This window comes from Paenibacillus sp. GYB006 (genome assembly GCF_036577645.1).
In the GTDB taxonomy this organism is placed as follows: Bacteria; Bacillota; Bacilli; order Paenibacillales; family Paenibacillaceae; genus Paenibacillus.
The window spans coordinates 402,681-424,994 of sequence record NZ_JARBDA010000001.1; the positions used below are offsets into that span (position 1 = coordinate 402,681).

Genomic DNA, 22,314 nt, shown 5'->3' on the forward strand with positions numbered 1-22,314 from the left:
TTCTTTTCCACTTAGGAAGTGGTTTTTGTAATGAGTGGCTCTTCATCAGTAATGAGCACTTCTTTATCATAAAGTTCCATCGTCAGCGGCGCACCGGAGACAAGTGTGATCTTCACTTCGTTTTGATCTACACATACGTTAATCAGGCGCTCACGATAATTGATGTGGAAGCTGTAGCTAGACCATTCTTTTGGCAGGAATGGCGAGAAGCGCAGCGTCTCTCCATGCGTACGCATGCCAGCAAACCCTTGCACAATAGCAAGCCAGCTGCCTGTCATGGAAGTAATATGAAGACCATCTTCCGTGTCGTTATTATAGTTATCCAGATCAAGTCTTGCCGTACGTTTGTACATCTCAACTGCTTTTTCTTCCATCTTCAGTTCAGCAGCAAGTACTGCATGAATGGAAGGGGAGAGGGAAGATTCATGAACCGTCATTGGCTCATAGAAGTCAAAATTCCGTTTCTTTTCTTCCATTGTGAACTCATCGCTGAAGAAATAAATTCCTTGCAGAACATCAGCTTGTTTGATGAATGGAGAACGCAAGATTTTATCCCATGACCATTTCTGATTGAGCGGAAGATCCGCTTTATCCAAGGAGGATACAGGACGCAGATCCTTATCAAGGAAGGTATCATGCTGTACATGAACACCCAGTTCTTCGTCGTAAGGGAAGTACATCCGTTCCACAATATCCTGCCAGTGAGCGAGTTCCTCAGCAGAAATATTCAGTTGTTCTTTTCGTTGTTCATCGATATCTGCTAGACATTCCATCGTATATCTCAGAACCCAAGTTGCCATAGTGTTGGTGTACCAGTTGTTATTTACGTTGTTCTCATATTCATTAGGTCCGGTTACCCCATGAATCATATATTTATTGTGACGTTTCGAAAAATGAACCCGGTCAGCCCAGAATCTGCTGATTTCGGTCAGTACTTCAATACCTTCATTTTGGAGATACGTTTTGTCTCCCGTATAATTCGTATAATTATAGATGGCGTAAGCAATGGCTCCGTTACGGTGAATCTCTTCAAACGTAATTTCCCATTCATTATGACACTCCACACCAGTGAAGGTAACCATCGGGTAGAGTGCACCTTTTAGACCTTGCTGACGTGCATTATGTTTCGCACCTTCCAGTTGATTGAAGCGATAGCGCAGCAAGTTTTCAGTTACACGTTTGTCAGCAAGCGCTAGATACATTGGAACAGCGTAAGCTTCGGTATCCCAGTAAGTTGCACCGCCATATTTTTCACCTGTAAAGCCCTTAGGACCAATATTCAGGCGTTCATCGTGTCCATAGTAAGTCGAGAATAATTGGAAGATATTAAAGCGAATTCCTTGCTGTGCTTCTACATCACCTTCAATAGTAATATCCGCTTTCTCCCAGCGCCGAGCCCACTCTTGGATATGTTCTTCTTGAAGCAAGTTGTATCCTTTGTTCATCGCATCTGCCATCAGACGTTCCGCTGTAGGGATCAGATCTTCTTTCTCCATATCCCGTGAAGTGGTAACCACAACATATTTCTGAATTTCCGCAGAAGCGCCGGAAGGAATTTCATATTCATAATGAGCCGCTGCATAAAGTCCTGCTTCTTCTGTTGTCATAGATAAAGCATGTTCTGTTACAATGCCCATCGTTGCATTAATGGTAAAGCGCTCGATGTCAAATGCATTTTCTTTTGTCATAGCAGAAAGACTGATGTAAGGGTCGCCTATTTTACGATCCGCTTCAACCCAAAATGTTTCTTCATAGTTAGCGTCCTCATTTTTCGTATTTCCGTCCAAGTACGGAATCAGAGTGACTTTGATATTCTCATCTGTCAGATTCGTTACGTTATATTTAATTAGACATAGTTCAAGGAAGGAGGCACTGAGAAAACGTTCTGTTTCAATGCGCACCTGTTCATTTACGGTGAAGGAACGGCGTAGAATCCCTTCTTTCATATCGAGTTCTTGATAGAAGTCAGTGACTCTATCTTGATAAGTGTCGATTTCGTGATCGTTAACTAGGACGCGTATTCCAATGAAATTCATGGCATTAATGACCTTACCAAAATATTCAGGGTAGCCATTTTTCCACCAGCCAACCTTAGTTTTGTCAGGATACCAAACCCCAGAAATATAGGTGCCTTGATGGTGATCTCCGGAATACGTCTCTTCAAAATTCCCTCGCATTCCCATGTATCCGTTACCAATGGAAGTCATACTTTCCTGAAGGCGCAGATCTTCCTTATGAAGTGTATTTGTAGTGAGTTTCCATGCATGAGTGTCAAAAATACGTTTATATGACATGATAATCCTCCTTGAAGGAGTGTGAGTCTCCACAGCTCCTGTGTTAGTTAATCACTGGTGAAACTTTGATACCTCATCGCACTTTGAAAGCCTTTTCTTATATTGTCAAAATTCATATCCACTATCGTATGAATAACCCTGATCATTTGCTTTAAAAAACGTACGATGTTGCATCATGAAAGTGCTATCATTTGATTGCGTTTTCAGTATATAGTGCAACCGGTTGCCCTGTCAACCCAAAAAAGAACAATCTCGTATTCGACTTCTCAGGATACTTTATGAAAAGCAGCTTGATGCAAAATCAAATGCGTGATTATTCTTTTTCTGTGATAAGCAAGAGAATTATGAAATTCCTTCGACTGCCGTATTTTCCATTGTTCTGCGCTGAGAAGAAGCACGCTCGACAATTCGGTGCGGGACAATAATATGTTTTGTCATTTCTTTGGGATCTAAAATTTTCTCAATTAGACTTTTAGCAGCTTGATATCCCAGAGTAAAAATATCGATGTCGACCGAAGTGAGCGGGGGATTCAGCATCTCAGTAAAACGCAGGTTATTAAAACTCACAAGAGAGCAAGCTTCCGGCAGAGAAAATCCCAGCTGACTCAGCATCGTTTGCAGTGGGAGAGCATACATATCGTCGCCGACAATAAGGGCGGTTGGCCGGTTAGGTAGTTTAAAAAGTAAATCTAAATCTTCCTTAGTGAAGCATGGGTCGAGTATATACTGCTCATCAGTAAAGAGACCCGAATCTTGTAGTGCTCTTTGGTACCCGCGGACCCTTTCTTTATGAACTGTACGACTCACATCAGCCCCCACATAAGCAATGTATTCGTGGCCTAGTTCTATTAGATATTGTGTTACGTCTTTGCCTGCTTGGAAATTGTCATTATCTACATGAGTAGTCTCATTTACGTATTGCTGTGGTTTACCTATTACGGTATAAGGAATTTTTTCGTTATGAAAATAATCGATTACCGGGTCTTCTGATTTGGAGTAGAGGACAATGAAGCCATCTACCCGGTTGGCTCTTGTCATCATTTTAACGCGATCGAGCAGTTCTTCATCGGTTCTTGCTGTGACAATGGCCATTGTAAAATTTTTCTCATTCGCAAGCTCACTGATTCCTCGAATACTTTCCAGAAAGAATGGATTTTGAAAAATAGCAATTTCTGCATCTGGCATGATAATACCGATCGATTGCGTCATCTTGTTAGCCAGGCTTTGTGCAGAGAAATTAGGTTCATATCCAAGCGCTTTCATTTCTTTCCTTACCCTAGCCTTTGTAGCTTCGCTGATTTTGGGACTATCTTGTATAACGCGAGATACGGTGGAGGTAGCCACATTCGCACGCTTTGCAATATCTTTTATTGTTACTGCCATCGATAACGCTCCTTTCATCTATTCTTTTGTTATATCATACACACCCCTTGGCAAATGAACAACGGTAAACCCGTCGTCAAAATTAGATTTTTAAAAAAGGGTTGCAAAATGAAAGCGATATTATTTATAATGATCTTGCAACCGATTGCACTGAATTGCACAATGTTGCAATCGAATCTGTTTGAATCCCTAACAAGTCTAGAAAGCAAAGTGTAAACGCTTAAGAAAAACGCACTGGATTAGCTTATGTGTTACAACTGTAGAATCGTTTTTTTGTAAGGGATTTCTGAATGCGATATCAATTCCAATTATGCTAAATGGGGAATCATAATGGATGAAGCGAAGGTTGCGAAATAATAGAACATGAGGTACTCATTATGAAAAAATTATTGTCTTTTGAGTTCTGGCAAAAGTTTGGTAAAGCACTGCTTGTCGTTGTTGCGGTTATGCCAGCAGCCGGTATTATGATTTCACTGGGTAAAGTAATCGCCATGTTCGGGGGAGATCTTTCATTCCTAGTGACCGCAGGCGGGGTTATGGAAAATCTCGGTTGGGGAATAATCAACAATCTTCACATACTATTTGCAGTTGCTATTGGTGGTTCTTGGGCGAAAGAGCGTGCAGGTGGAGCTTTTGCTGCACTAATCGCTTTTATCTTAATTAATATTACGACAGGAACGATTCTTGGCGTAAGCAGTGACATGCTCACACAAGAGGGAGCAACGACAACGACTTTATTTGGTCAGGAAATTCTAGTATCGGGCTACTTTACTTCCATACTGGGAGCACCAGCACTGAACATGGGTGTTTTTGTCGGTATCATCTCTGGTTTCCTCGGAGCTGTAGTCTTTAATAAATATTATAATTATCGTAAACTGCCGGAAGCATTAGCTTTCTTTAACGGTAAACGTTTTGTACCTTTCGTAGTTATTTTATGGTCTGTTATTATTGCCGTTGTGATGTCTGCCGTATGGCCTTTTGTACAAACGGGAATTAATGGCTTTGGTAAATGGCTTGCTGCCTCGGGAGATACAGCACCGTTTATGGCACCGTTCTTATATGGTACGCTAGAACGGGTACTTTTACCTTTCGGTCTGCATCATATGCTTACTATTCCAGTAAACTACACAGAGCTTGGAGGCATTTACACGGTACTAACCGGAGCGAATGCGGGTGGAACGGTAGCTGGACAAGATCCACTCTGGCTTGCTTGGGCAAGTGACCTTGCGAACTTGCAAGGAACAGATCCTGCAGCATACCAACAGCTTATTTCCACGGTTACTCCTGCACGTTTTAAAGTAGGACAAATGATCGCAGGAGCCGGTATTTTGATGGGTATTGCGCTTGCCATGTATCGCCGTGTAGATAAAGACAAACGTTCCAAATATAAATCCATGTTCCTGTCCGCAGGCTTGGCTGTATTTTTGACAGGGGTAACAGAGCCGCTTGAGTTTATGTTCATGTTTGCTGCACCGCTTCTGTATGGTGTGTACGCAGTCATTACGGGTCTAGCTTTTGGTATGGCAGATTTAATTCATCTGCGGCTGCATTCCTTCGGTATGATTGAATTATTAACACGGATTCCGTTATCGATTAATGCGGGCCTTGTCGCAGATATTATTAACTTTGTCATTACAACAGCTGTATTCTTTGGGGCATCCTATTTTATTTCTTACTTTATGATTGGTAAATTTAAATTGGCTACACCGGGCAGACTTGGGAATTATACGGATGATGAGTCTGATAAAGCAGCAGATGAGGATGCGGGTTCTGCATCGGCTTCTGAAACATCAGCTGCAGATGCCGAAGGAGAAGATCTTCCTTCTAAAATCATTACCATCCTCGGTGGACCGCAAAATATTGTCGATGTAGATGCATGTATGACTCGTCTGCGGATTACAGTGAATAATGTTGATGCCGTGGGTAATGAAGAGGAATGGAAGAAACTTGGAGCACTCGGGCTGATCAAGAAGGATAATGGAATTCAGGCGATCTATGGACCGAAAGCGGATGTACTCAAATCCGATATTCAAGACAGACTAGGGTGATGAAATTTTGAAAATATTAACACTCAACACACACGCATGGATCGAAGAAAATCAGCTTGAGAAAATAGAGCAGCTTGCTCATTTTATAAACGAGCACGATTTTGATGTGATTGCACTTCAGGAAGTCAATCAATCCATGCAGGAAAAAGCACTTCCTGCTTCGGAAATGACCTATTTTCATGAAGCGGAAGAGAATACGATCGTCAAAGCAGATAATTATGCTTATGTCCTTCGTAAACAGCTTCACACCGAATACTACTGGACGTATATACCTATCCATGTTGGATTTGCTAAATACGACGAAGGACTGGCTATTCTGTCCAAGACGCCGATTAAGGAAGCGTTCGGTGCTTACGTGTCGGATATGCGGGATTATGCCAATTTCCGTACACGCAAACTGCTGGGAATCAAAACGGAAATCTCCGGTAAGGATACCTGGTTCGTGAATGGTCATTATAATTGGTGGCATGATGAAGAGGAACCATTTGAGCCTCAGTGGAAATACTCTCTTGCTGTGATGGACAAGTATGTTGGTTCTCTGCCTGCCTTTATCATGGGGGACTTCAACAATGCGGCTCACATTGAGGACGAAGGTTATTCCCTGGTGACAGGGAGTGGATGGCATGATTGTTATGAGCTTGCTGCTCAGAAAGACGATGGATTCACGGTTGTTAAGGCGATTGCGGGATGGGAAGATAATAAGCAGAAGCTGCGAATTGATTACGTCTTTTCGAATCAAGAGGTTCCTGTCCATTCTTCAAAAGTCGTACTGAATGGAACCATTAGTCCTGTGGTATCAGATCATTTTGGTGTCGCTGTGGAAATCTAAAGTTAACAAGTAAATAATCCCACAATCCTGGAAGGAGGATGTGGGATTATTTTTTTTGTGCATCAATTGGTTTGTGCATCAATGGGTTGGATTCATATTCGTCTCTGCTGACAGAATCTCCTGATAAAGATCCATGACTGCAGTGAAGAGCGGGATAGACTTGTCCTCTATTAAAGAAGAAACGCCAAGATTCTGATTCAATTTTATTCTTCCTTTGTAGGAAATAGGTGTTGTTTTAAAATAAGCTGACATGTCTGTCAGCAGTTTGCTGCATGCAAGTAGTTTCTCTTTATTTTCTTTTAGTTGCTCATTCCTAATTATGTGAATTGTAAGATAACCCACTTTTTGAACGCGAATCAGTATAGGAAAGTCTTCTTCCACATGGTATGGACGATGTGTAATTTCATTAAAAGCTTGATCATATAAGGTACTGGTTCTTTTTAACGACCGAAGTACGATATTGGATAAGATCTTAATTTCTTGGTTATGTTGATTTTTTGCATAAGTCTTGAGCAGCTTGGCTTGGGCATCCAAAGCGGCAGCAAAAGTCCGATCCAGCCGTTTTGAAGCAGAATGAGGTGACAGTACAAGCATCCCGGCTAAACCAAGCGAACAACCAAGCAAGATGTCTATAATTCTTACATTTACAAAGGCAAGCGGTGAATCTACCGGATGTGCCAGTGATACGAGCAGAAGAGAGATCGGCGTAATGAATACCGCAGCAAGAGCATAGTTTTTGACAGCCAGCGTTTTAATAATGAATTGCATGAGAGCAACACTCAGTACAATCACAAGGTTTGTGGGTTCTAAGAATAACAGCAGGGATGCGAGTAATCCTCCTAAGCATGTACCGATCATAAGCTGAATTCCGCGATATATACTGGCCGTTGCTGTAGCGGCGATTAGGACAGAAGCGCATCCGATCGGAACCCAGGAAGGATGCGGTGCCTGAATCATACTCGCCACTCCATAAGAAACAAGAACGAGCACCCCCATTTTCATAGAGGCAGAGAAGATTGTTGTATAGTGATACAGACCTCGAATACTCCACCTGGTACCAATCGCTTCTTTTAGCGAACGATTGGACACTTCAAGTTTGGGAGAAGGGTTCTTAATGGCTTCCATCATGTATAGAAATGCTTCCTGTAAGCCAGATTCAAAATGATCTTCTTTCTTTATTTTGCCGAAAACTTGCCGATCCACAGTCAAAGTTGAAGATCGTTTAGGTAATGTACGGGATATCGTTCTCAGCATACGTGGATAGACAGCAGGAACGGATATTTGTTGATCTTCTATAGACACAATAGCCCAAAATAACTGATCCGCAGCCTCTGTAATCTCGTAGATTTGCTGAAGGGAGCGATTCTCTTTTCTTCGGGATACCATACTTTTATAAATTTTCTTTTTCGTTTGCTGAAGAAGTTCCCCCGTCTCCAAGCGAAGAAGCGGATAGTCGCTCGTATTCAAAGACTCAAGCATAGTTGCAAGTTTCTGATACAGGGAAGACAGCATCCTTTTCTCAGGTCCATAACGATGAAACACTAGGGGAATCATACATAATAGGAGTGCAGGAATGCCGCCAAGGAGCACAATCAGCCCCCGATAGGCGAATAATCCTGGATCTGCGGGAAGGCTGATCGCCATACCGCATACGAGAACAAACATATATCCTGCGGGAAGCAGGACGCCTGTTATTCCACACAAAAAAGTAGCTGCCGCACCAATAAAACTAATGGCAGCTGCACTTGCAAGTAAAGAAGGAGCCGCAAGGGTGCCCAGCATAATACTTAAAGCAAGCCCTAACAGAATACAGCTCAGTTTCACAAAGCGCTGTCTTGCGGTTTCATCCCTCATATATACATTCACAAAAGCACCCGTTGTTGCCAGCATTCCAAGCCCCGGTTCATGTAAGATGATACCGGTTAGCAGAGGAATGCCGGTGCTAAGCCCCGCAATAACAGCCGGTCCCCAAGGAACCGGGACTTTATTGATACGAAAAGCTTTTTTTAGATGCTGTGCGATGTAAGTTCTTGTTTTGGGTATTGATTGCTTGTTTAAATCCAAATGATATGGCACCTCTTTAGTCATGGGTAATTCAAATATAGGTTTTCAGTCAAAAACTCTATTTACCACAAGACCTCGGAGTTTAAACTTGCATCAGCAATCGTCTATTAGGATACAACTTGTTGAAACTGACTGTGGTACAACTCATAATAAGAACCTTTTGCTGCTAGTAATTCCTCATGTGTCCCTTGTTCTACAAGACGTCCATGCTCAAGGTAAAGAATGGTATCTGCATCCTGAATCGTACTTAGCCGGTGGGCGATAACAAAGCTGGTTCTCCCTTGCATAAGTAGCTTCATTGCCTCTTGAATATGCATTTCGGTTCTTGTATCTACACTGCTTGTCGCCTCATCCAGTATAAGAATAGCCGGATCGGCAAGGATGGCTCTCGCGATCGTTAACAATTGCCGCTGTCCATGACTCAGGTTGCTGCCTTCCGTACTAAGCATCGTGTCATACCCCTGAGGGAGTCGTTTAATAAATGTGTCTGCATTCGCGAGTACAGCCGCTTGCTCTATTTCCTGGTCCGTAGCATCTAGTTTGCCAAAGCGGATATTTTCCCGAATCGTTCCAGAGAAAACATGGGCATCCTGAAGTACCATACCCATCAGCCTGCGAAGATGGTCTTTGTCGATTTGGCGAATGTCTACATCGTCAATCGTAATTGCTCCATCCAAAATATCGTAGAAACGGGTTAATAGATTTACGACCGATGTTTTACCTGCTCCAGTGGGTCCAACAAGAGCGATCTTTTCACCTGGACGTGCAGCAAAGCTTATGTTTTGCAAAATAGGTTTATCCGCATGATAGTGAAAAGACACATCATCGAAACGTACAGCACCTTGAATATTCGTGATCGGTTTTCCATGTTCGCCTTCGTGCTCCGTCTTCATATCCATAATCTCAAATACTCTCTCTGCACCGGCGACAGCAGACTGAATCAGGTTATATTGATTTGCTAGTTCAGAGATAGGGCGCCCAAATTGACGAGAGTAACTGAGGAAACTGACGACAATACCGACCTGGGTTGAACCTTGGAATACGAGCCAGCCTCCGACAGCCGCAATCAGGGCAAAACTGAGATTGTTGATGACATTCATGAATGGTCCCATCATCCCAGACATAATTTGCGCCTTAATTCCAATCTGATTTAGCCGCTCGCTAATTTCCCTGAAGCGAAGGGTTTCTTTTTCTTCCTGACGGTATAGTTTCACCACTTTTTGTCCACTGATGGTTTCTTCAATCATTCCATTGAGATCCCCCAGATGTTGCTGTTGTTCTTTGAAATATCTCTTTGTGTATTTAGCAATATTCCGGGTTACTACAAGAGCGAGCGGGATGCTAATCAGTGCTACTAAGGTGAGCGGTATATCCAAAATAATCATAATTACAAGTGAACCGATGAGTGTCACGATACTATTCAGTAGTTGAGTAACACTCTGATTCAGTGTATTAGATACATTCTCTATGTCATTCGTTGCACGGCTCATCAGTTCTCCAGTGCTGCGCTTGTCAAAGAATGAAACCGGCAGTTTTTGATATTTTGCAAACAGATCTTTTCTCAGGTGAAGCACCGTTTTCTGGGAGAGGGCGGTCATAATATAGGCCTGCACCCAGGTAACCACCGCACCGAACAAATGAATAGCAAGCATGATCAAGCAGATTTGAATCAGCCCAATATAATCTCTCGGAATAATGTAATCATCAATCGTTACCCCAATAAGGTAGGGACCTAGTAGAGCAGTGAGTGAACTTAGCACGGTGAAAATATAAACCATGAGCAGTGCTGCGCGCTGTTTGTTTAAGTAATTCCAGAGCCGTTTTATCGTAGGACCTGTATGTTTCGCTCTTACTTTTGGCATTTGATGCACAGGAACTCGGGGACGCATTTGATTAGACATAGGATATATCCTCCTTGCGCTGTGAACGGTAGATGTCTTGATAAACGGAACTTGTCTTCAAAAGTTCTTCATGCGTTCCTTGAGCTGCAATCATCCCATCGTTTAGGACAAGAATCAGATCTGCTTTTGTTACAGAAGAAATCCGCTGTGCGATGATCATCTTGGTCACGTTGCTTTTTTGTTGTTCCATCGCTTTTAGTATGTTAGCCTCTGTCTTTAAATCAACCGCACTCGTGCTGTCGTCCAGAATAAGTATTGCAGGGTCCGTAACGAGTGCTCTCGCGAGTGAAATCCGTTGTTTTTGCCCGCCAGACAGGTTCACCCCTTTTTGTCCAAGGACCGTGTCATACCCTTTTTCTAATTGTTCGATAAAAGGAGCCGCTTCGGCCGCCTTTGCAGCCGCCAAGATTTGTTCCTCACTGGCTGAAGGATTACCGTAACGGATATTATCCCGAATCGTTCCGCTAAACAGAATCGCTTGCTGCATCACTACGGCAACCTTGCTTCTTAGCTCCTCCAGATCGTAGTCCTGTATGGGGACACCCCCCACCCATATTTCTCCGCTATATACTTCGTAAAGTCTTGGAATGAGATGGACCAGGGTTGTTTTTCCAGCACCTGTTGCTCCAAGAATGGCTACCATTTGACCCGCTTCTGCTTTGAAACTGATATCTGTGAGGACGAGGTCATCCTCCTGGTTATGATAGGAGAAGCTAACATTAGAGAACTCGATAGACCCTTCATTATCACTGGACATATGTTTTGGATGAATCGGGTTCTCAATCTCGGAATATGTACTCAGCACTTCATTTACCCGATCTGCAGATACTTTCGCTCTCGATACAAAAACCAGCATGTTACTTAGCATCAGCATCGACATTAGGAGCTGGGTGACATAGTTAATGAAGGCGATCAGTTTACCTATTTCGAGACTTCCTTGATAATACTGCAATCCCCCGAACCAGAGCACCGCTACGATACTTACATTTAGTACAAGCGTCATCAGCGGCATACTGAGTGCCATCAGCCGATTAGCCCGAATCGCTGCCTGGGTATAATCGTCATTTGTTTTGTTGAATCGCTGCTCTTCATAATCTCTCCGGACAAAAGCTTTGATGACACGAACACCAGACAAGTTTTCTTGAAGAACGGTGTTTACATGATCGAGCTTACTTTGCATTTTCGTAAATAAAGGAAAGGACCGCTTGGTTAAGAGATAGAGGATGAAGAAAAGTACGGGCACGGAAACCACTAAGATGAACGCTAGATTTGGACTCAGCATAATTGCCATTGCTAAGCTTCCGATCAGCAGAAGCGGCGTACGGACAAAGATTCTTAGAACCATCTGAATAAAAGCTTGCAGCTGTACCACATCATTCGTTAGACGAGTAATGAGCGAGCCGGTTTTTCGTTCATCCAAATTGCGAAAAGAAAAAGATTGGATCTGTTCAAATAATCGAATTCGCAGATCTTTTCCAAAATGCTGTGCAGCAATGCTCGAAAAAATCGTACAGCCGGCTCCGCCCACTAGACCGATCAGCGCGACAACGATCATAAAAAGTCCGGTTTCCTGAATATGATCAAGATTATTTGTCATTATCCCTTCATCTATGATACTTGCCATGAGTCTCGGCTGGAGCAAATCCATGGAAACTTCGAGCAGCATAAGCAGAGGAGCGAGTAAGCTCGCTGCCCAGTAGGGTTTGAGAAAAGGAAGTAGTTTCTTCATTAAAATAAGGACACCTTTCGTAAGTGAGATAGAGGGACGACATTTTAGTATGTAAATCAATTTCATTACTCATTAAAGAGGCTGAAGGTATTATGAAATGAATTCAAGTAAGCTTGTTTTTAACTTAAAGGCACGGTGGAAATATTGTCAATTGATTCCTTCCGGAATCGGTATGTATAAAATACGTATTTCAGATTCAATGTTTTTTATTTGGATTAATTGAAATATTATTTCATTATTTGTGTAAAAAAGCGTTTACAAAGATAACCTATTAGGTTTATTATGTAATTGTTAGGAAAAGTAGCAAGTAGGATTTATATTTTAATTAATTCAATGACAATAGGGAACGCGCGAAGAACCATTCATTTCAATAAGGTGGAGGTTATTATTATGGTAAAAGTTCTTGTACATACGGAGACACGAAAAAGCCAAATCAATAAAAATATCTATGGACAATTTTCTGAACATTTAGGACGTTGTGTTTATGAAGGAATATGGGTTGGCGAAGATTCACCCATTCCAAATACAGACGGCATCCGAAATGATGTAATAGAAGCATTGAAACAACTAAAAGTACCTGTACTGCGCTGGCCAGGCGGCTGTTTTGCTGACGAGTACCACTGGGAAGATGGAATTGGACCTCGTGAGAACCGTCCGCGTATGCTCAACACCCACTGGGGCGGAGTAGAAGAGAATAACCACTTCGGTACGCATGAATTTATGAGACTCTGTGAACTGATTGGGGCAGAACCTTATATTTGTGGTAATGTCGGCAGCGGTACAGTGTATGAGATGCAGCAATGGGTAGAGTACATGAATAACGGCGGACAGTCGCCGATGGCAAGCCTTCGTGCACAGAACGGTCAAGAAGAACCGTGGAACGTGAAGTATTTTGGTGTAGGTAATGAGAGCTGGGGCTGCGGCGGGAACATGCGTCCTGAATATTACGCTGATCTGTATCGCAGATATTCCACTTATGTGCGTAATTACAGTTCTGAGCCGGTATACAAAATTGCTTGCGGACCTAATACAGCGGATTATCACTGGACAGAAGTCCTCATGCGGGAAGCTCATCATCTCATGAACGGACTTAGTCTTCATTATTACACGACAGGCACAGGTATATGGGAGAAAAAAGGCAGTGCAACTGGATTCACAAGTGAAGAATGGTTCACAACACTGAAAGCTACTCTATACATGGAAGAGCTGATTGTAAAGCATTCGGCCATTATGGATAAATATGATCCAGACAAAAAAGTAGGACTGATCATTGATGAATGGGGAACTTGGTTTGAAGTAGAGCCAGGAACAAATCCAGGATTTCTATATCAACAAAATACAGTACGTGATGCGCTCGTAGCGGGAATTAACCTGAACTTATTCCATGAACACTCCGATCGCGTAACGATGACGAATATTGCACAGATCGTGAATGTCTTGCAAGCAATGATTCTGACGGAAGGTGCTAATATGGTACTCACACCGACATATCATGTTTTTGATATGTATAAAGTTCACCAGGATGCACATTTGCTTGAGTCTCAATATGTAAGTCCATCTTATAAAATGGGTGATCAGGAAATTCCGCAGCTCAGCCTATCTTCTTCTGTAGATCATGAAGGGCATATTCATGTATCTGCTTGTAATCTTAGCCATGCAGATTCCTTGAACGTAGAACTTGATCTTCAAGGAATTGTAGATGCAGCGGTAAGCGGCCAAGTGCTGGTTTCATCTAATGAGCTGGATGCACATAACTCGTTTGATAACCCGACTCAGGTTGCACCGAAAGAACTTGAGGGAATCTCAGTAGAGCAAGGAAACGTAAGTTTCACACTGCCTGCTGCTTCCGTAGCGGTAATTAAGATTGTGCCAAAGAGAGGCTAAGGGAAGAGGATGACATCAAGAGCTGATAACGAATGCAAAGGTTGTACGGCAAGTGTGCATGTCAGCGAATCACAACTTGCAGTTATGGAACAGTCCACTGTTACATCTGATCAAGGGATGTCAGAACTGGCTGTTCAGGAGCTGTACAAAGAACGTTTAGCGATCTGCCGTACATGTGATGGATTTAAATACGGAACCACTTGTAAATACTGTGGGTGTCTCATTCCTTTGAAAGCCAAGGTAGCCAGCGCTACCTGTCCCTATCCTTTTGAACCGAAATGGCTTAGATAATATGAATGAAGAATGAGAATGAAAGCATCTTCCTTTCCGAGGAAGGTGCTTTTTTTACATGAAAATCAAGTTGATCAAGATACGAAACTGCTAGACATATTTTTGGGAAATACAGTAAAATAATGGGATTAGAATAAAGGGGTGCAGCTGATATGTCTTTTGAAAAAGTGCTTGATCAAGGTTATGTTCGTCTAGTAAATCATATGGGGTCTGATCTAACCATAGCGAATGCGGCAAGAGTGTCTTATGCCAAAGAGTCAGTGGAACTCACGGAGAGAGATATGAAACTAATACGGTTTCTAGCAAGAGAAGGACATACTTCTCCTTTTCGCCACGTAATACTGCAATATGAAATCTACGCACCCTTGATGGTTGCTAGACAGTGGTGGAAATACATAGTCGGCTCAAGTCATATGGAAGGTACAGGAGACAGCCTCGATGCGTGGAATGAGTCGAGTCGCAGATACATAACAGAAGAACCCGAGTTTTATATTCCAAATCATCAGGAGTGGAGAGGAGCACCCGCACATTCAAAACAAGGGAGCGGAGAGGCGCTTCCAATAGAGCAGGGCGCGAAACTAAGTGAAGAGTTACTGGAGTATGTAGAACTGGGTATAAAAAAATATGAGGCAGCCCTAGAATCAGGGGTATGCGCGGAACAGGCAAGGCTTTTTCTCCCATCTTACGGGATGTATATTCGCTGGTATTGGACAGCTTCGCTGCAATCCGTATGTCATTTCTTAAATCAGCGGCTTATGCATGATGCCCAACAGGAGATTCAAGCGTATGCGAAAGCAATTCTCTCCTTAAGTGAACCTCTGTTCCCGGCAGCAATGAATGAGATGGTGCATTATAAGGAAGAAACTTTGTTATAGAAGAGAGCATAACATAAATGAATGGCAGGAGGTAACGAACTTGGAATACCGTAAGATGGATGCCCGCGATTATGAGCAGTGTATTGCTTTATGGAAAAGAACGGAAGGAATGAGTATCAGCAATGCAGATTCCAGGGAAGCCATAGAAAGTTATTTGGAACGTAATGAAGGCTTCAGTTATGTAGCTGTTCAGAGTGAAGATATCATAGGGACTCTACTGGCAGGACATGACGGAAGACGAGGCTATCTATACCATTTGGCAGTCAAGCCGGAATACCGGGGACAAGGGATTGCCAAAATCCTTGTACAGTCTTGTCTGGACCGATTACAAGACGCAGGGATCGAGCGAGCCCATATTATGGTGATGGGTTCCAATGAGAGTGGCCAATCATTCTGGACGGGTCTCGGATGGACACGACGCGGAGATATTTTGATATGTTCCCGAGATATTCATATGAATCCTGTAGGAAAGGAATGACGTCAACAATTTCTTAAGTAGGATAGGGAGGCTGACAGTGATGAACAAGATTGATTACAATGGACGAATCTTTACGTCTTGGGAGAATTCCGGCAATGGGGAGGTCAATCGAGAGACACTTTTTCATTATTTTCAGGACGGGAACCTCGTGTGGGCTAATTATGCAGGAGGCGGTATTATAGCAGGCCACCTGATTGCGACAATGGGGGATGATGGAGTTCTGGATATGCGTTATCATCATGTTAATGAAAAGAATGAGATCATGACAGGGATATGCACTTCAACTCCCGAATTACTTGAGAGCGGAAAAATACGCATCCATGAAGAATGGACATGGACAAGCGGAGACCGGTCAAGCGGGCGTTCTATACTGCAAGAAGTCTGAAAGGTGATTGTATTGTTGTATTAGAAGGAGGCAGCCATGGATTTGGATAATCTGGTCGTGTTCAGTTTTGTAGGGATCATTTCCGTTATCATCGGTGTGGTAATGAAATGGAAGCCTCCAAAGCGAATAAACAGCTTGTTTGGATATCGAACCCATCGGTCAACTCAGAATCAACGAATGTGGGAAGAAGCGAATCGTTATAGTGCGATGTGGATGATTTATGTTGGGATCTTTTTTATAATCATTGGATTGATCGTTGCCAAATTCGTTCAAGGTATTCAGGGACTTGGTATTTTGGTAGGCGTGTTTCTGACCGTTCATCTCCTTGTATTTGTTATGGTGGAGAGAAGGTTAAAGGAGCTAGAATAAAACATGGAAATACAACTACAACCGCTTACAATATAAAAGAGAATTACAGAATAACCGAACTATTTCGACATTTATAAACAAAATATATGTGTTTACAATATAAGGGAATTAAGAAGTTGTGCAGCCCGCATAACTTCTTTTTTATTCCATATAAACTACGAATTAGGAGCAAAAATTAGGAAGTCAGCAGTAAAATTGAAATTCATAAATATTTTTTCGAAAAATCAAACTATTTCCTCTTAAAGCTTGTTATTATAGTACTGAACGTTGTTTTATCTGAATTCTGAATAGAAAGTGTGAGTTAGTAAAGCGGACAAAATCCGCTGTGAAATAAGAAGGATGAACTGAGGTTTCCTGTGAGAAATATGGAAAATATCTTCCTATCGGATGCCCATCAGATAGGACTTACGGCAGCTCAGAAAGCAGAAATAATCCGATGTTAATATTTTGACCAAATTGTGTCATTAAAAGCAAAAGACGAACATCGGGTATGTTATGATTCTGTGCTTCATTTAAGAACATGGTAAGAGCTGATTGGGGAAAGCTATTCCTGATCAACAAGTAATTGTAAGAGTCTAGTGTATACAAAATAAAACCAAAATGAGTAAGTGGACTGTACTTAAGGAGGAATAGTGATGATGATATCCTACAACCATGAATCCATCGAGTATCACACAACTACAGGAGGAATAATTATTCAGAATGGCAAAGTTCTTCTGCAAAGAGAACAAAACCAGCCGTATTGGTTTTTACCAGGCGGAAGTGTAGAAGCAGATGATACACCTGAGTATACAATCGCTAAGATGATATATGAACAGCTTGGTGTACCTGTAATTCAAGAGCAGCAAGTATGGATGATTGAGAATATTGTCGATTTACCGCTGGGTCCCAATATGCAGGTTCATGAGACGGGAATGTTCTTCGTTCTGGAACTTCCATATCCACATCCGATCTTCAATAAAGATGGTGAGTTTACAGGTACAAATAAAGAATATAGATATAAATGGATTGATCTTGATGTTCTTAGGCAGCATCACGTTGTTCCGGAATTTGTCGTTCCCGAGCTTCATGTGTTGGAAGTTGGAAAGGGTGTCAAGCATATCGTCAGCTAGTTATTGTAGAGATCATCTCTGTTCCTTATAAGTTTGAGCAGGGAGCCGTACATATGCCGAGTCTTACGAATGAAAAAATAGGATTGATCTCATGAAGCCTGGGTTCTTACGCTCAGGCTTTTCTTATGTCTTGAAATAACAGATGACTTTGCATCTTTTCTTCTGAAAAGGTATTGTAGAAAGTAATGTGAAAAGGTAAGTATGGAGGGAATCAGGGGACATGGCTAAGCAAAAATATTATGTAGTTTGGGAAGGGAAAAGCCCGGGTATTTATACAAGTTGGCCTGCATGCCAGCAGCAGGTTAACGGAGTGAATGGCGCTAAATACAAGGCATTTGAATCCAAAACAGAGGCCGAGAAAGCCTACACGGCAGGCTGGAAAGGATATTGGGGGCAAGGAGGAGCTCAGAAATCTGCAGGGAGTTCTAGCAAGCGTACGTATGGAGCTGCTGATGCTGCACCTATAGAACCTGTTGACTACAATAGTATCTCGGTTGATGTAGGAACTAGGGGAAACCCAGGCCCTATGGAATACAAAGGCGTGGATACGAAGACAGGAGAAGTATTGTTCAGTGTAGGTCCCATACCGAATGGTACAAATAATATCGGCGAGTTCCTTGCCATTGTTCATGCGCTGGCCTATCTTCAAGAACAAGGAAGTAACAAGACCATTTATAGCGACTCAGTAAATGCGATGAAATGGGTTAGACAGAAGAAAGCGGCTACTACATTGAAAAAAGATGCCTCGACCCGTCAGGTTTGGGATTTGGTCGAGCGGGCTGAAGAATGGCTCAGAACACATACGTACCAGAACAAAATCGTGAAATGGCAAACGAAGTTGTGGGGAGAAATTAAAGCAGATTATGGACGTAAATAAATAGAGAAATCATAATATGGATGATCATGGAGGGAACATAAGAATGACTAATTATAAAGCAGTGTTTTTTGATATAGATGGTACCCTGGTGAATGATGAGAAGGTTATTCCTGCAGATGCAGTTGAAGCGGTGAATCAGCTGAAAGCTAGTGGAATTGATGTTTTTATAGCGACGGGAAGAGCACCTTACTATATTACAAAATATTTATCAGAGCTTGGTCTGGACTCGTTTATCAGTCTGAATGGATCATATGTGGTGTACAAAGGACAACCTGTTCATAAGACTCCCATTTCCAAATCAACAATGGAAAGACTGGAAAATACGGCACTCAGCCACAATCATCCTATTGTAATGCAAGGTGCTGAGGCGAGCTTCTCTAACACGGAACAGCACGATTTTATTGCGACGTCTTTTGAGACCCTTCGTGTCGAGGTACCGGGTTATCGTACTTCCTATTGGAAAGAAGCGCCGATCTATCAGGCACTGCTATATTGCCAAGAACACGAAGAACATATCTATACATCGGAGGAAGCTGGTTTTGGGGATCTTCAGTTTGTTAGATGGCATCCTTATGCTGTGGATGTAATTCCTGCGGAAGGTTCCAAGGCCAAAGGGATTGAGGCGGTACTCAAAGTTTTGGGAATATCGAAAGAAGAAGTGGTTGCTTTTGGCGATGGACTGAATGATGTAGAAATGTTGTCCTATGTAGGGCTGGGTATCGCAATGGGGAATGCCAATGATGAGGTTAAATCATATGCAAAATATGTGACCAGTTCGGTTGATGAAAGCGGAATTCGTAAAGGTTTGGAGTATGCCGGGTTATTGTAGTGAGGTTTTGGTTTATATAGGACAAAGCGGTGTGAAAAAGGATGATCCATGGGACCATCCTTTTTTCTATGCTTGCAGCCTTCATTTTCAACACAAAAAAATTACATGATAATTACATAATAGGGGAACCAATATGCGTAAAAAAGGATATATATGGTATTATTGATCTTAAGATCGGAAAGAGGATTGGGAGTTTCCTGTGAGGAGGATGTTCATGTTCTATGTTAATGCAAGAGCTTTTATTGAAAGAGAAGGAAAACAAGGAACCGAGCTCGTCATTCAAACCCGTAACAAGCCGGGAGAGGAAGCACTTGAACTTCCAGGTGGAAGAATTGAACTATTCGAATCCGTACACAAAGCGTTAATTAGAGAAGTTCAAGAAGAAACAGGTCTCACCATTACTCGGATTGAAGGCGCTTCAAAAAGAATCGATACGATAGGCATCAATCCAGACTTCGAGGTCGAATGTGTTGAGCCTTTTTGTGTATACCAAACCCTTAAGGGACCGGTTGATTCCATTGGTATGTATTTTATCTGTAAGGCAGAAGGTAAACTGTTAGAACAAGGGGACGAGACAAAGGGAGCTACATGGAAAACGTTGCAAAGTCTTCGTACGATGATCGATCAGAATCCACTGCAGTTTAGTAATGTAGATAGAGCAGGTCTTAAATATTATCTAAAACATAGAGTTGTGCGTGATTAAGTTACCCTCTTAATTTTTCTCTCATTCACTTTGTTGTCGTACATGCCTTCCTTCTTGAATAAGATGAACAATAGGTTGTCTTTTTATTCAAGGAAGGAGGAGGCTGTATGATTACAAGTGCTTTTTTGGGTTACATACTGCTTGGGGTTTCCATTGCTGCACCCATTGGTCCGCTCAATGCTGCCCAGCTCAACATTGGAATCAGACGTGGATTCTTTCATTCCTGGTTTTTCGGACTTGGCGCAGTGCTTGCTGATCTATTGTACATGCTATTAGTGTATTTGGGAGTCGTCCATTTACTAGATGCTCCCTTTATTCAAACGTTTTTATGGTTGTTTGGTTTTTTTGTGCTTTCGTACACAGGAATAGAAAGTATTCTTAGCACCGGTCAGATCAAGGAAACGGAAATCGATCATAAAGAACCTCTGGGTAAATCAGTGATGTCAGGATTTTGGTTATCGCTTTTTAATCCGATGTCCATTCTATTCTGGCTCGGCATTTATGGTTCCGTTCTTGCGAAAGAGACAAGCTCTGGAAGCGTAATGCATGTAGTGATTTTTAGTTCTGCCATCATACTTGGTATTTTTATGTGGGACCTAGCCGTTGCCACCATGTCCAGTTTCTTCCGCCGGTATTTAAGTCCCACACTTTTAAAGACGATCTCTGTAATTTCGGGTCTATCCTTATTAGGATTTGGATTATATTTTGGTGTTCAGGCAGTCAAGGCTTTATTTTTTTAACCCTTCCCGGGAAGCGATATTTATTAGATTTTAACTTTTGGATCAGCTTGCGGTCGGGCTTTGTTCGTTTGGGCCTATCCGCAGTCCATACTTTTTTCTGCATATACAGGGTTAAGAGACCAATGCATGCGATAAACAGAAAGCTGATCCAAAAGCCAGGTCTCCCCGTCTTATGAAAGAGTGTTCCTGTTACAGCGAGTAGAATAAGAGTAAGTCCTCCGTATCTTTTGATTTGTCCAAAAATGGTCAGCTTAAGCAGTTTGCCTGAGGTAATTAGAATGAAGGACCAATTGTACAGGAGCATGAGTCCTGCCGCAGTTGTGATTGATTCATAGATGGTATCAGGCAAGAGTAACGCTGTGAGGATCGAAATACCGAGCAGCACAGCATTGAATCCATACGCATAAATAGGAAAACGTTCCTTCACTTTTCTGCCGAAAAGAGAAGGGGCGTCTTTGTCTTGGGCAAGGGTAACTAGCATCGTCGTTACCGCATATAAGGATGCAACCATTGTCGAGAAACCAGCAATAATCAGCACGCCATTAAATAAGTGAGGAATAAAAGGAAGTTCATAAGTGGCTAGTGCCTGGATAAATGGACTCTTTTTAGTTCCATATCTCTGCCAAGGCGCCAAGGTAAGAACAAGAAACAAGGAAGTTACATAGATTACGGCAAGTACCGTTATCATAATTCTGCCCGATTTTGGAGCTTCTTTTGGCTGCTTCAAACGGATTGCCATAAGCCCCATGACTTCCACTCCCCCAAAGGCATAAAAAGAAAAGAGCAACGCTGCCCATGTACCTGTAATTCCGTTAGGGAATATCTCGCTTAAACGAAGCGGGGCATTAGGTTTGATTCCGCCGGATAACCAGCCGAATAAACCAGCAGCTCCAAGACCAATGAACATAAGGATAGCTGAAAGTTTGATAATGGCTGCTGTAGTCTGCAGCGGATCAAACAACTTCGTACCAATTACGATGATCAGGAGTCCAAGCAGTGCATATACTGACGCGAATACCCACATTGGGATAGCCGGAAACCAAAATCTCGTAAATAGGGACAAGGCAGTGAGCTGACTTCCCATAATCAGTAATTCTGAAGAAAAATACCCCCATCCACTGCTGAATCCAGCCCATTTTCCATAAGCTTTCTTCGCATAGGATCGGAATGACCCTTGCTCTGGTGCAGCAGCTGTCATACCGGCGAGTGCATTAAATACACAATATGTACCAAGAGCAGCCAGTACAAAAGTAAATAAAACGGATGGACCACCCACCTGAATGGCAAGAGCAGAACCTAAAAAATACCCCGTTCCGATGGTACCGGCAACGCCAAGCAAAGAAAGTTGCCACCATGATAAATTACCTTTTGTTTCAGATGCTTGTTTCTTATTATTGTTATTATCGCCCATGTTTTCTGTACCTCATTCATGTCATATTTACCTCTGTAATATAAGAAAAGAAGGACAAAAAGATACTGGAATAATTTCCTGCATAAAAAAGGCGGAATGAATTGGCAAAATA

At 42.3% G+C, this 22,314-nt stretch carries 19 protein-coding genes; 13 read left to right on the forward strand and 6 right to left on the reverse strand.

The window, feature by feature from the left end; translation table 11 throughout:
• Nucleotides 1–11: 11 nt before the first annotated feature.
• A complete protein-coding gene (locus PV403_RS02080; RefSeq protein ID WP_332083443.1) occupies nucleotides 12–2,294 on the reverse strand; it encodes a glycoside hydrolase family 65 protein in 2,283 nt (760 codons plus the stop codon).
• A gap of 342 nt (nucleotides 2,295–2,636) precedes the next feature.
• The gene (locus PV403_RS02085) at nucleotides 2,637–3,677 is read right to left on the reverse strand and encodes a LacI family DNA-binding transcriptional regulator (RefSeq protein ID WP_332083444.1); all 1,041 of its coding nucleotides are present in this window, start codon (nucleotides 3,675–3,677) and stop codon (nucleotides 2,637–2,639) included.
• A 377-nt stretch (nucleotides 3,678–4,054) separates the two neighbouring features.
• Here PV403_RS02085 and PV403_RS02090 point away from each other — a divergent pair, with 377 nt between their 5' ends.
• Both PV403_RS02090 and PV403_RS02095 read left to right on the forward strand, forming a co-directional pair.
• Nucleotides 4,055–5,725, forward strand: coding sequence for a PTS transporter subunit IIBC (locus PV403_RS02090; RefSeq protein WP_332083445.1), 1,671 nt, complete (start codon nucleotides 4,055–4,057; stop codon nucleotides 5,723–5,725).
• Nucleotides 5,726–5,732: 7 nt separating this feature from the next.
• On the forward strand, nucleotides 5,733–6,554 hold the full coding sequence (locus tag PV403_RS02095; RefSeq protein ID WP_332083446.1) for an endonuclease/exonuclease/phosphatase family protein: 822 nt from the start codon (nucleotides 5,733–5,735) through the stop codon (nucleotides 6,552–6,554).
• A 78-nt stretch (nucleotides 6,555–6,632) separates the two neighbouring features.
• Here the strand turns inward: PV403_RS02095 and PV403_RS02100 are convergent, their stop codons facing one another.
• The 3 genes from PV403_RS02100 to PV403_RS02110 form a co-directional block, all read right to left on the reverse strand.
• Complete coding sequence (locus tag PV403_RS02100) at nucleotides 6,633–8,618, reverse strand: FUSC family protein (RefSeq protein ID WP_332083447.1); 1,986 nt, start codon at nucleotides 8,616–8,618, stop codon at nucleotides 6,633–6,635.
• A 107-nt stretch (nucleotides 8,619–8,725) separates the two neighbouring features.
• Nucleotides 8,726–10,519 (reverse strand): ABC transporter ATP-binding protein, encoded by a 1,794-nt coding sequence (locus tag PV403_RS02105; protein WP_332083448.1) that lies wholly within the window; start codon nucleotides 10,517–10,519, stop codon nucleotides 8,726–8,728.
• Nucleotides 10,512–12,248, reverse strand: a complete 1,737-nt coding sequence (locus tag PV403_RS02110; RefSeq protein ID WP_332083449.1) for an ABC transporter ATP-binding protein — start codon at nucleotides 12,246–12,248, stop codon at nucleotides 10,512–10,514. The genes PV403_RS02105 and PV403_RS02110 overlap by 8 nt, the downstream gene beginning before the upstream one ends.
• Before the next feature lie 390 nt (nucleotides 12,249–12,638).
• On the opposite strand from PV403_RS02110, the gene PV403_RS02115 reads away from it, so the two are divergent.
• The 11 genes from PV403_RS02115 to PV403_RS02165 all read left to right on the forward strand — a co-directional run bounded on the left by PV403_RS02115 (nucleotide 12,639) and on the right by PV403_RS02165 (nucleotide 20,791).
• Nucleotides 12,639–14,132 carry an alpha-N-arabinofuranosidase gene (locus PV403_RS02115; RefSeq protein ID WP_332083450.1) on the forward strand — a complete coding sequence of 498 codons (1,494 nt, stop codon included), beginning with the start codon at nucleotides 12,639–12,641 and terminating at the stop codon, nucleotides 14,130–14,132.
• Nucleotides 14,133–14,141: 9 nt separating this feature from the next.
• A complete protein-coding gene (locus tag PV403_RS02120; RefSeq protein ID WP_332083451.1) occupies nucleotides 14,142–14,423 on the forward strand; it encodes a DUF6171 family protein in 282 nt (93 codons plus the stop codon).
• A gap of 152 nt (nucleotides 14,424–14,575) precedes the next feature.
• Nucleotides 14,576–15,298, forward strand: coding sequence for an FAD-dependent thymidylate synthase (gene thyX, locus PV403_RS02125; RefSeq protein WP_332083452.1), 723 nt, complete (start codon nucleotides 14,576–14,578; stop codon nucleotides 15,296–15,298).
• 40 nt (nucleotides 15,299–15,338) lie between these two features.
• Nucleotides 15,339–15,776, forward strand: a complete 438-nt coding sequence (locus PV403_RS02130; RefSeq protein ID WP_332083453.1) for a GNAT family N-acetyltransferase — start codon at nucleotides 15,339–15,341, stop codon at nucleotides 15,774–15,776.
• Nucleotides 15,777–15,816: 40 nt separating this feature from the next.
• The gene (locus PV403_RS02135) at nucleotides 15,817–16,161 is read left to right on the forward strand and encodes a n-acetylglutamate synthase (RefSeq protein ID WP_332083454.1); all 345 of its coding nucleotides are present in this window, start codon (nucleotides 15,817–15,819) and stop codon (nucleotides 16,159–16,161) included.
• 36 nt (nucleotides 16,162–16,197) lie between these two features.
• Nucleotides 16,198–16,530 carry an SdpI family protein gene (locus tag PV403_RS02140; protein WP_191797666.1) on the forward strand — a complete coding sequence of 111 codons (333 nt, stop codon included), beginning with the start codon at nucleotides 16,198–16,200 and terminating at the stop codon, nucleotides 16,528–16,530.
• Nucleotides 16,531–17,165: 635 nt separating this feature from the next.
• The gene (locus PV403_RS02145; RefSeq protein WP_332083455.1) at nucleotides 17,166–17,642 is read left to right on the forward strand and encodes an NUDIX domain-containing protein; all 477 of its coding nucleotides are present in this window, start codon (nucleotides 17,166–17,168) and stop codon (nucleotides 17,640–17,642) included.
• Nucleotides 17,643–17,862: 220 nt separating this feature from the next.
• Nucleotides 17,863–18,519 carry a ribonuclease H gene (gene rnhA / locus PV403_RS02150; protein WP_213531955.1) on the forward strand — a complete coding sequence of 219 codons (657 nt, stop codon included), beginning with the start codon at nucleotides 17,863–17,865 and terminating at the stop codon, nucleotides 18,517–18,519.
• 43 nt (nucleotides 18,520–18,562) lie between these two features.
• Nucleotides 18,563–19,348 (forward strand): Cof-type HAD-IIB family hydrolase, encoded by a 786-nt coding sequence (locus PV403_RS02155; RefSeq protein WP_213531956.1) that lies wholly within the window; start codon nucleotides 18,563–18,565, stop codon nucleotides 19,346–19,348.
• A gap of 214 nt (nucleotides 19,349–19,562) precedes the next feature.
• Nucleotides 19,563–20,051 (forward strand): NUDIX domain-containing protein, encoded by a 489-nt coding sequence (locus PV403_RS02160; protein WP_213531957.1) that lies wholly within the window; start codon nucleotides 19,563–19,565, stop codon nucleotides 20,049–20,051.
• Nucleotides 20,052–20,158: 107 nt separating this feature from the next.
• Nucleotides 20,159–20,791: a LysE family transporter gene (locus tag PV403_RS02165; protein ID WP_213531958.1), complete on the forward strand. Its 633-nt coding sequence runs from the start codon at nucleotides 20,159–20,161 to the stop codon at nucleotides 20,789–20,791.
• Here PV403_RS02165 and PV403_RS02170 read toward each other — a convergent pair.
• On the reverse strand, nucleotides 20,772–22,202 hold the full coding sequence (locus tag PV403_RS02170) for an amino acid permease (protein WP_332083457.1): 1,431 nt from the start codon (nucleotides 22,200–22,202) through the stop codon (nucleotides 20,772–20,774). The genes PV403_RS02165 and PV403_RS02170 overlap by 20 nt on opposite strands.
• Nucleotides 22,203–22,314 lie beyond the last annotated feature (112 nt).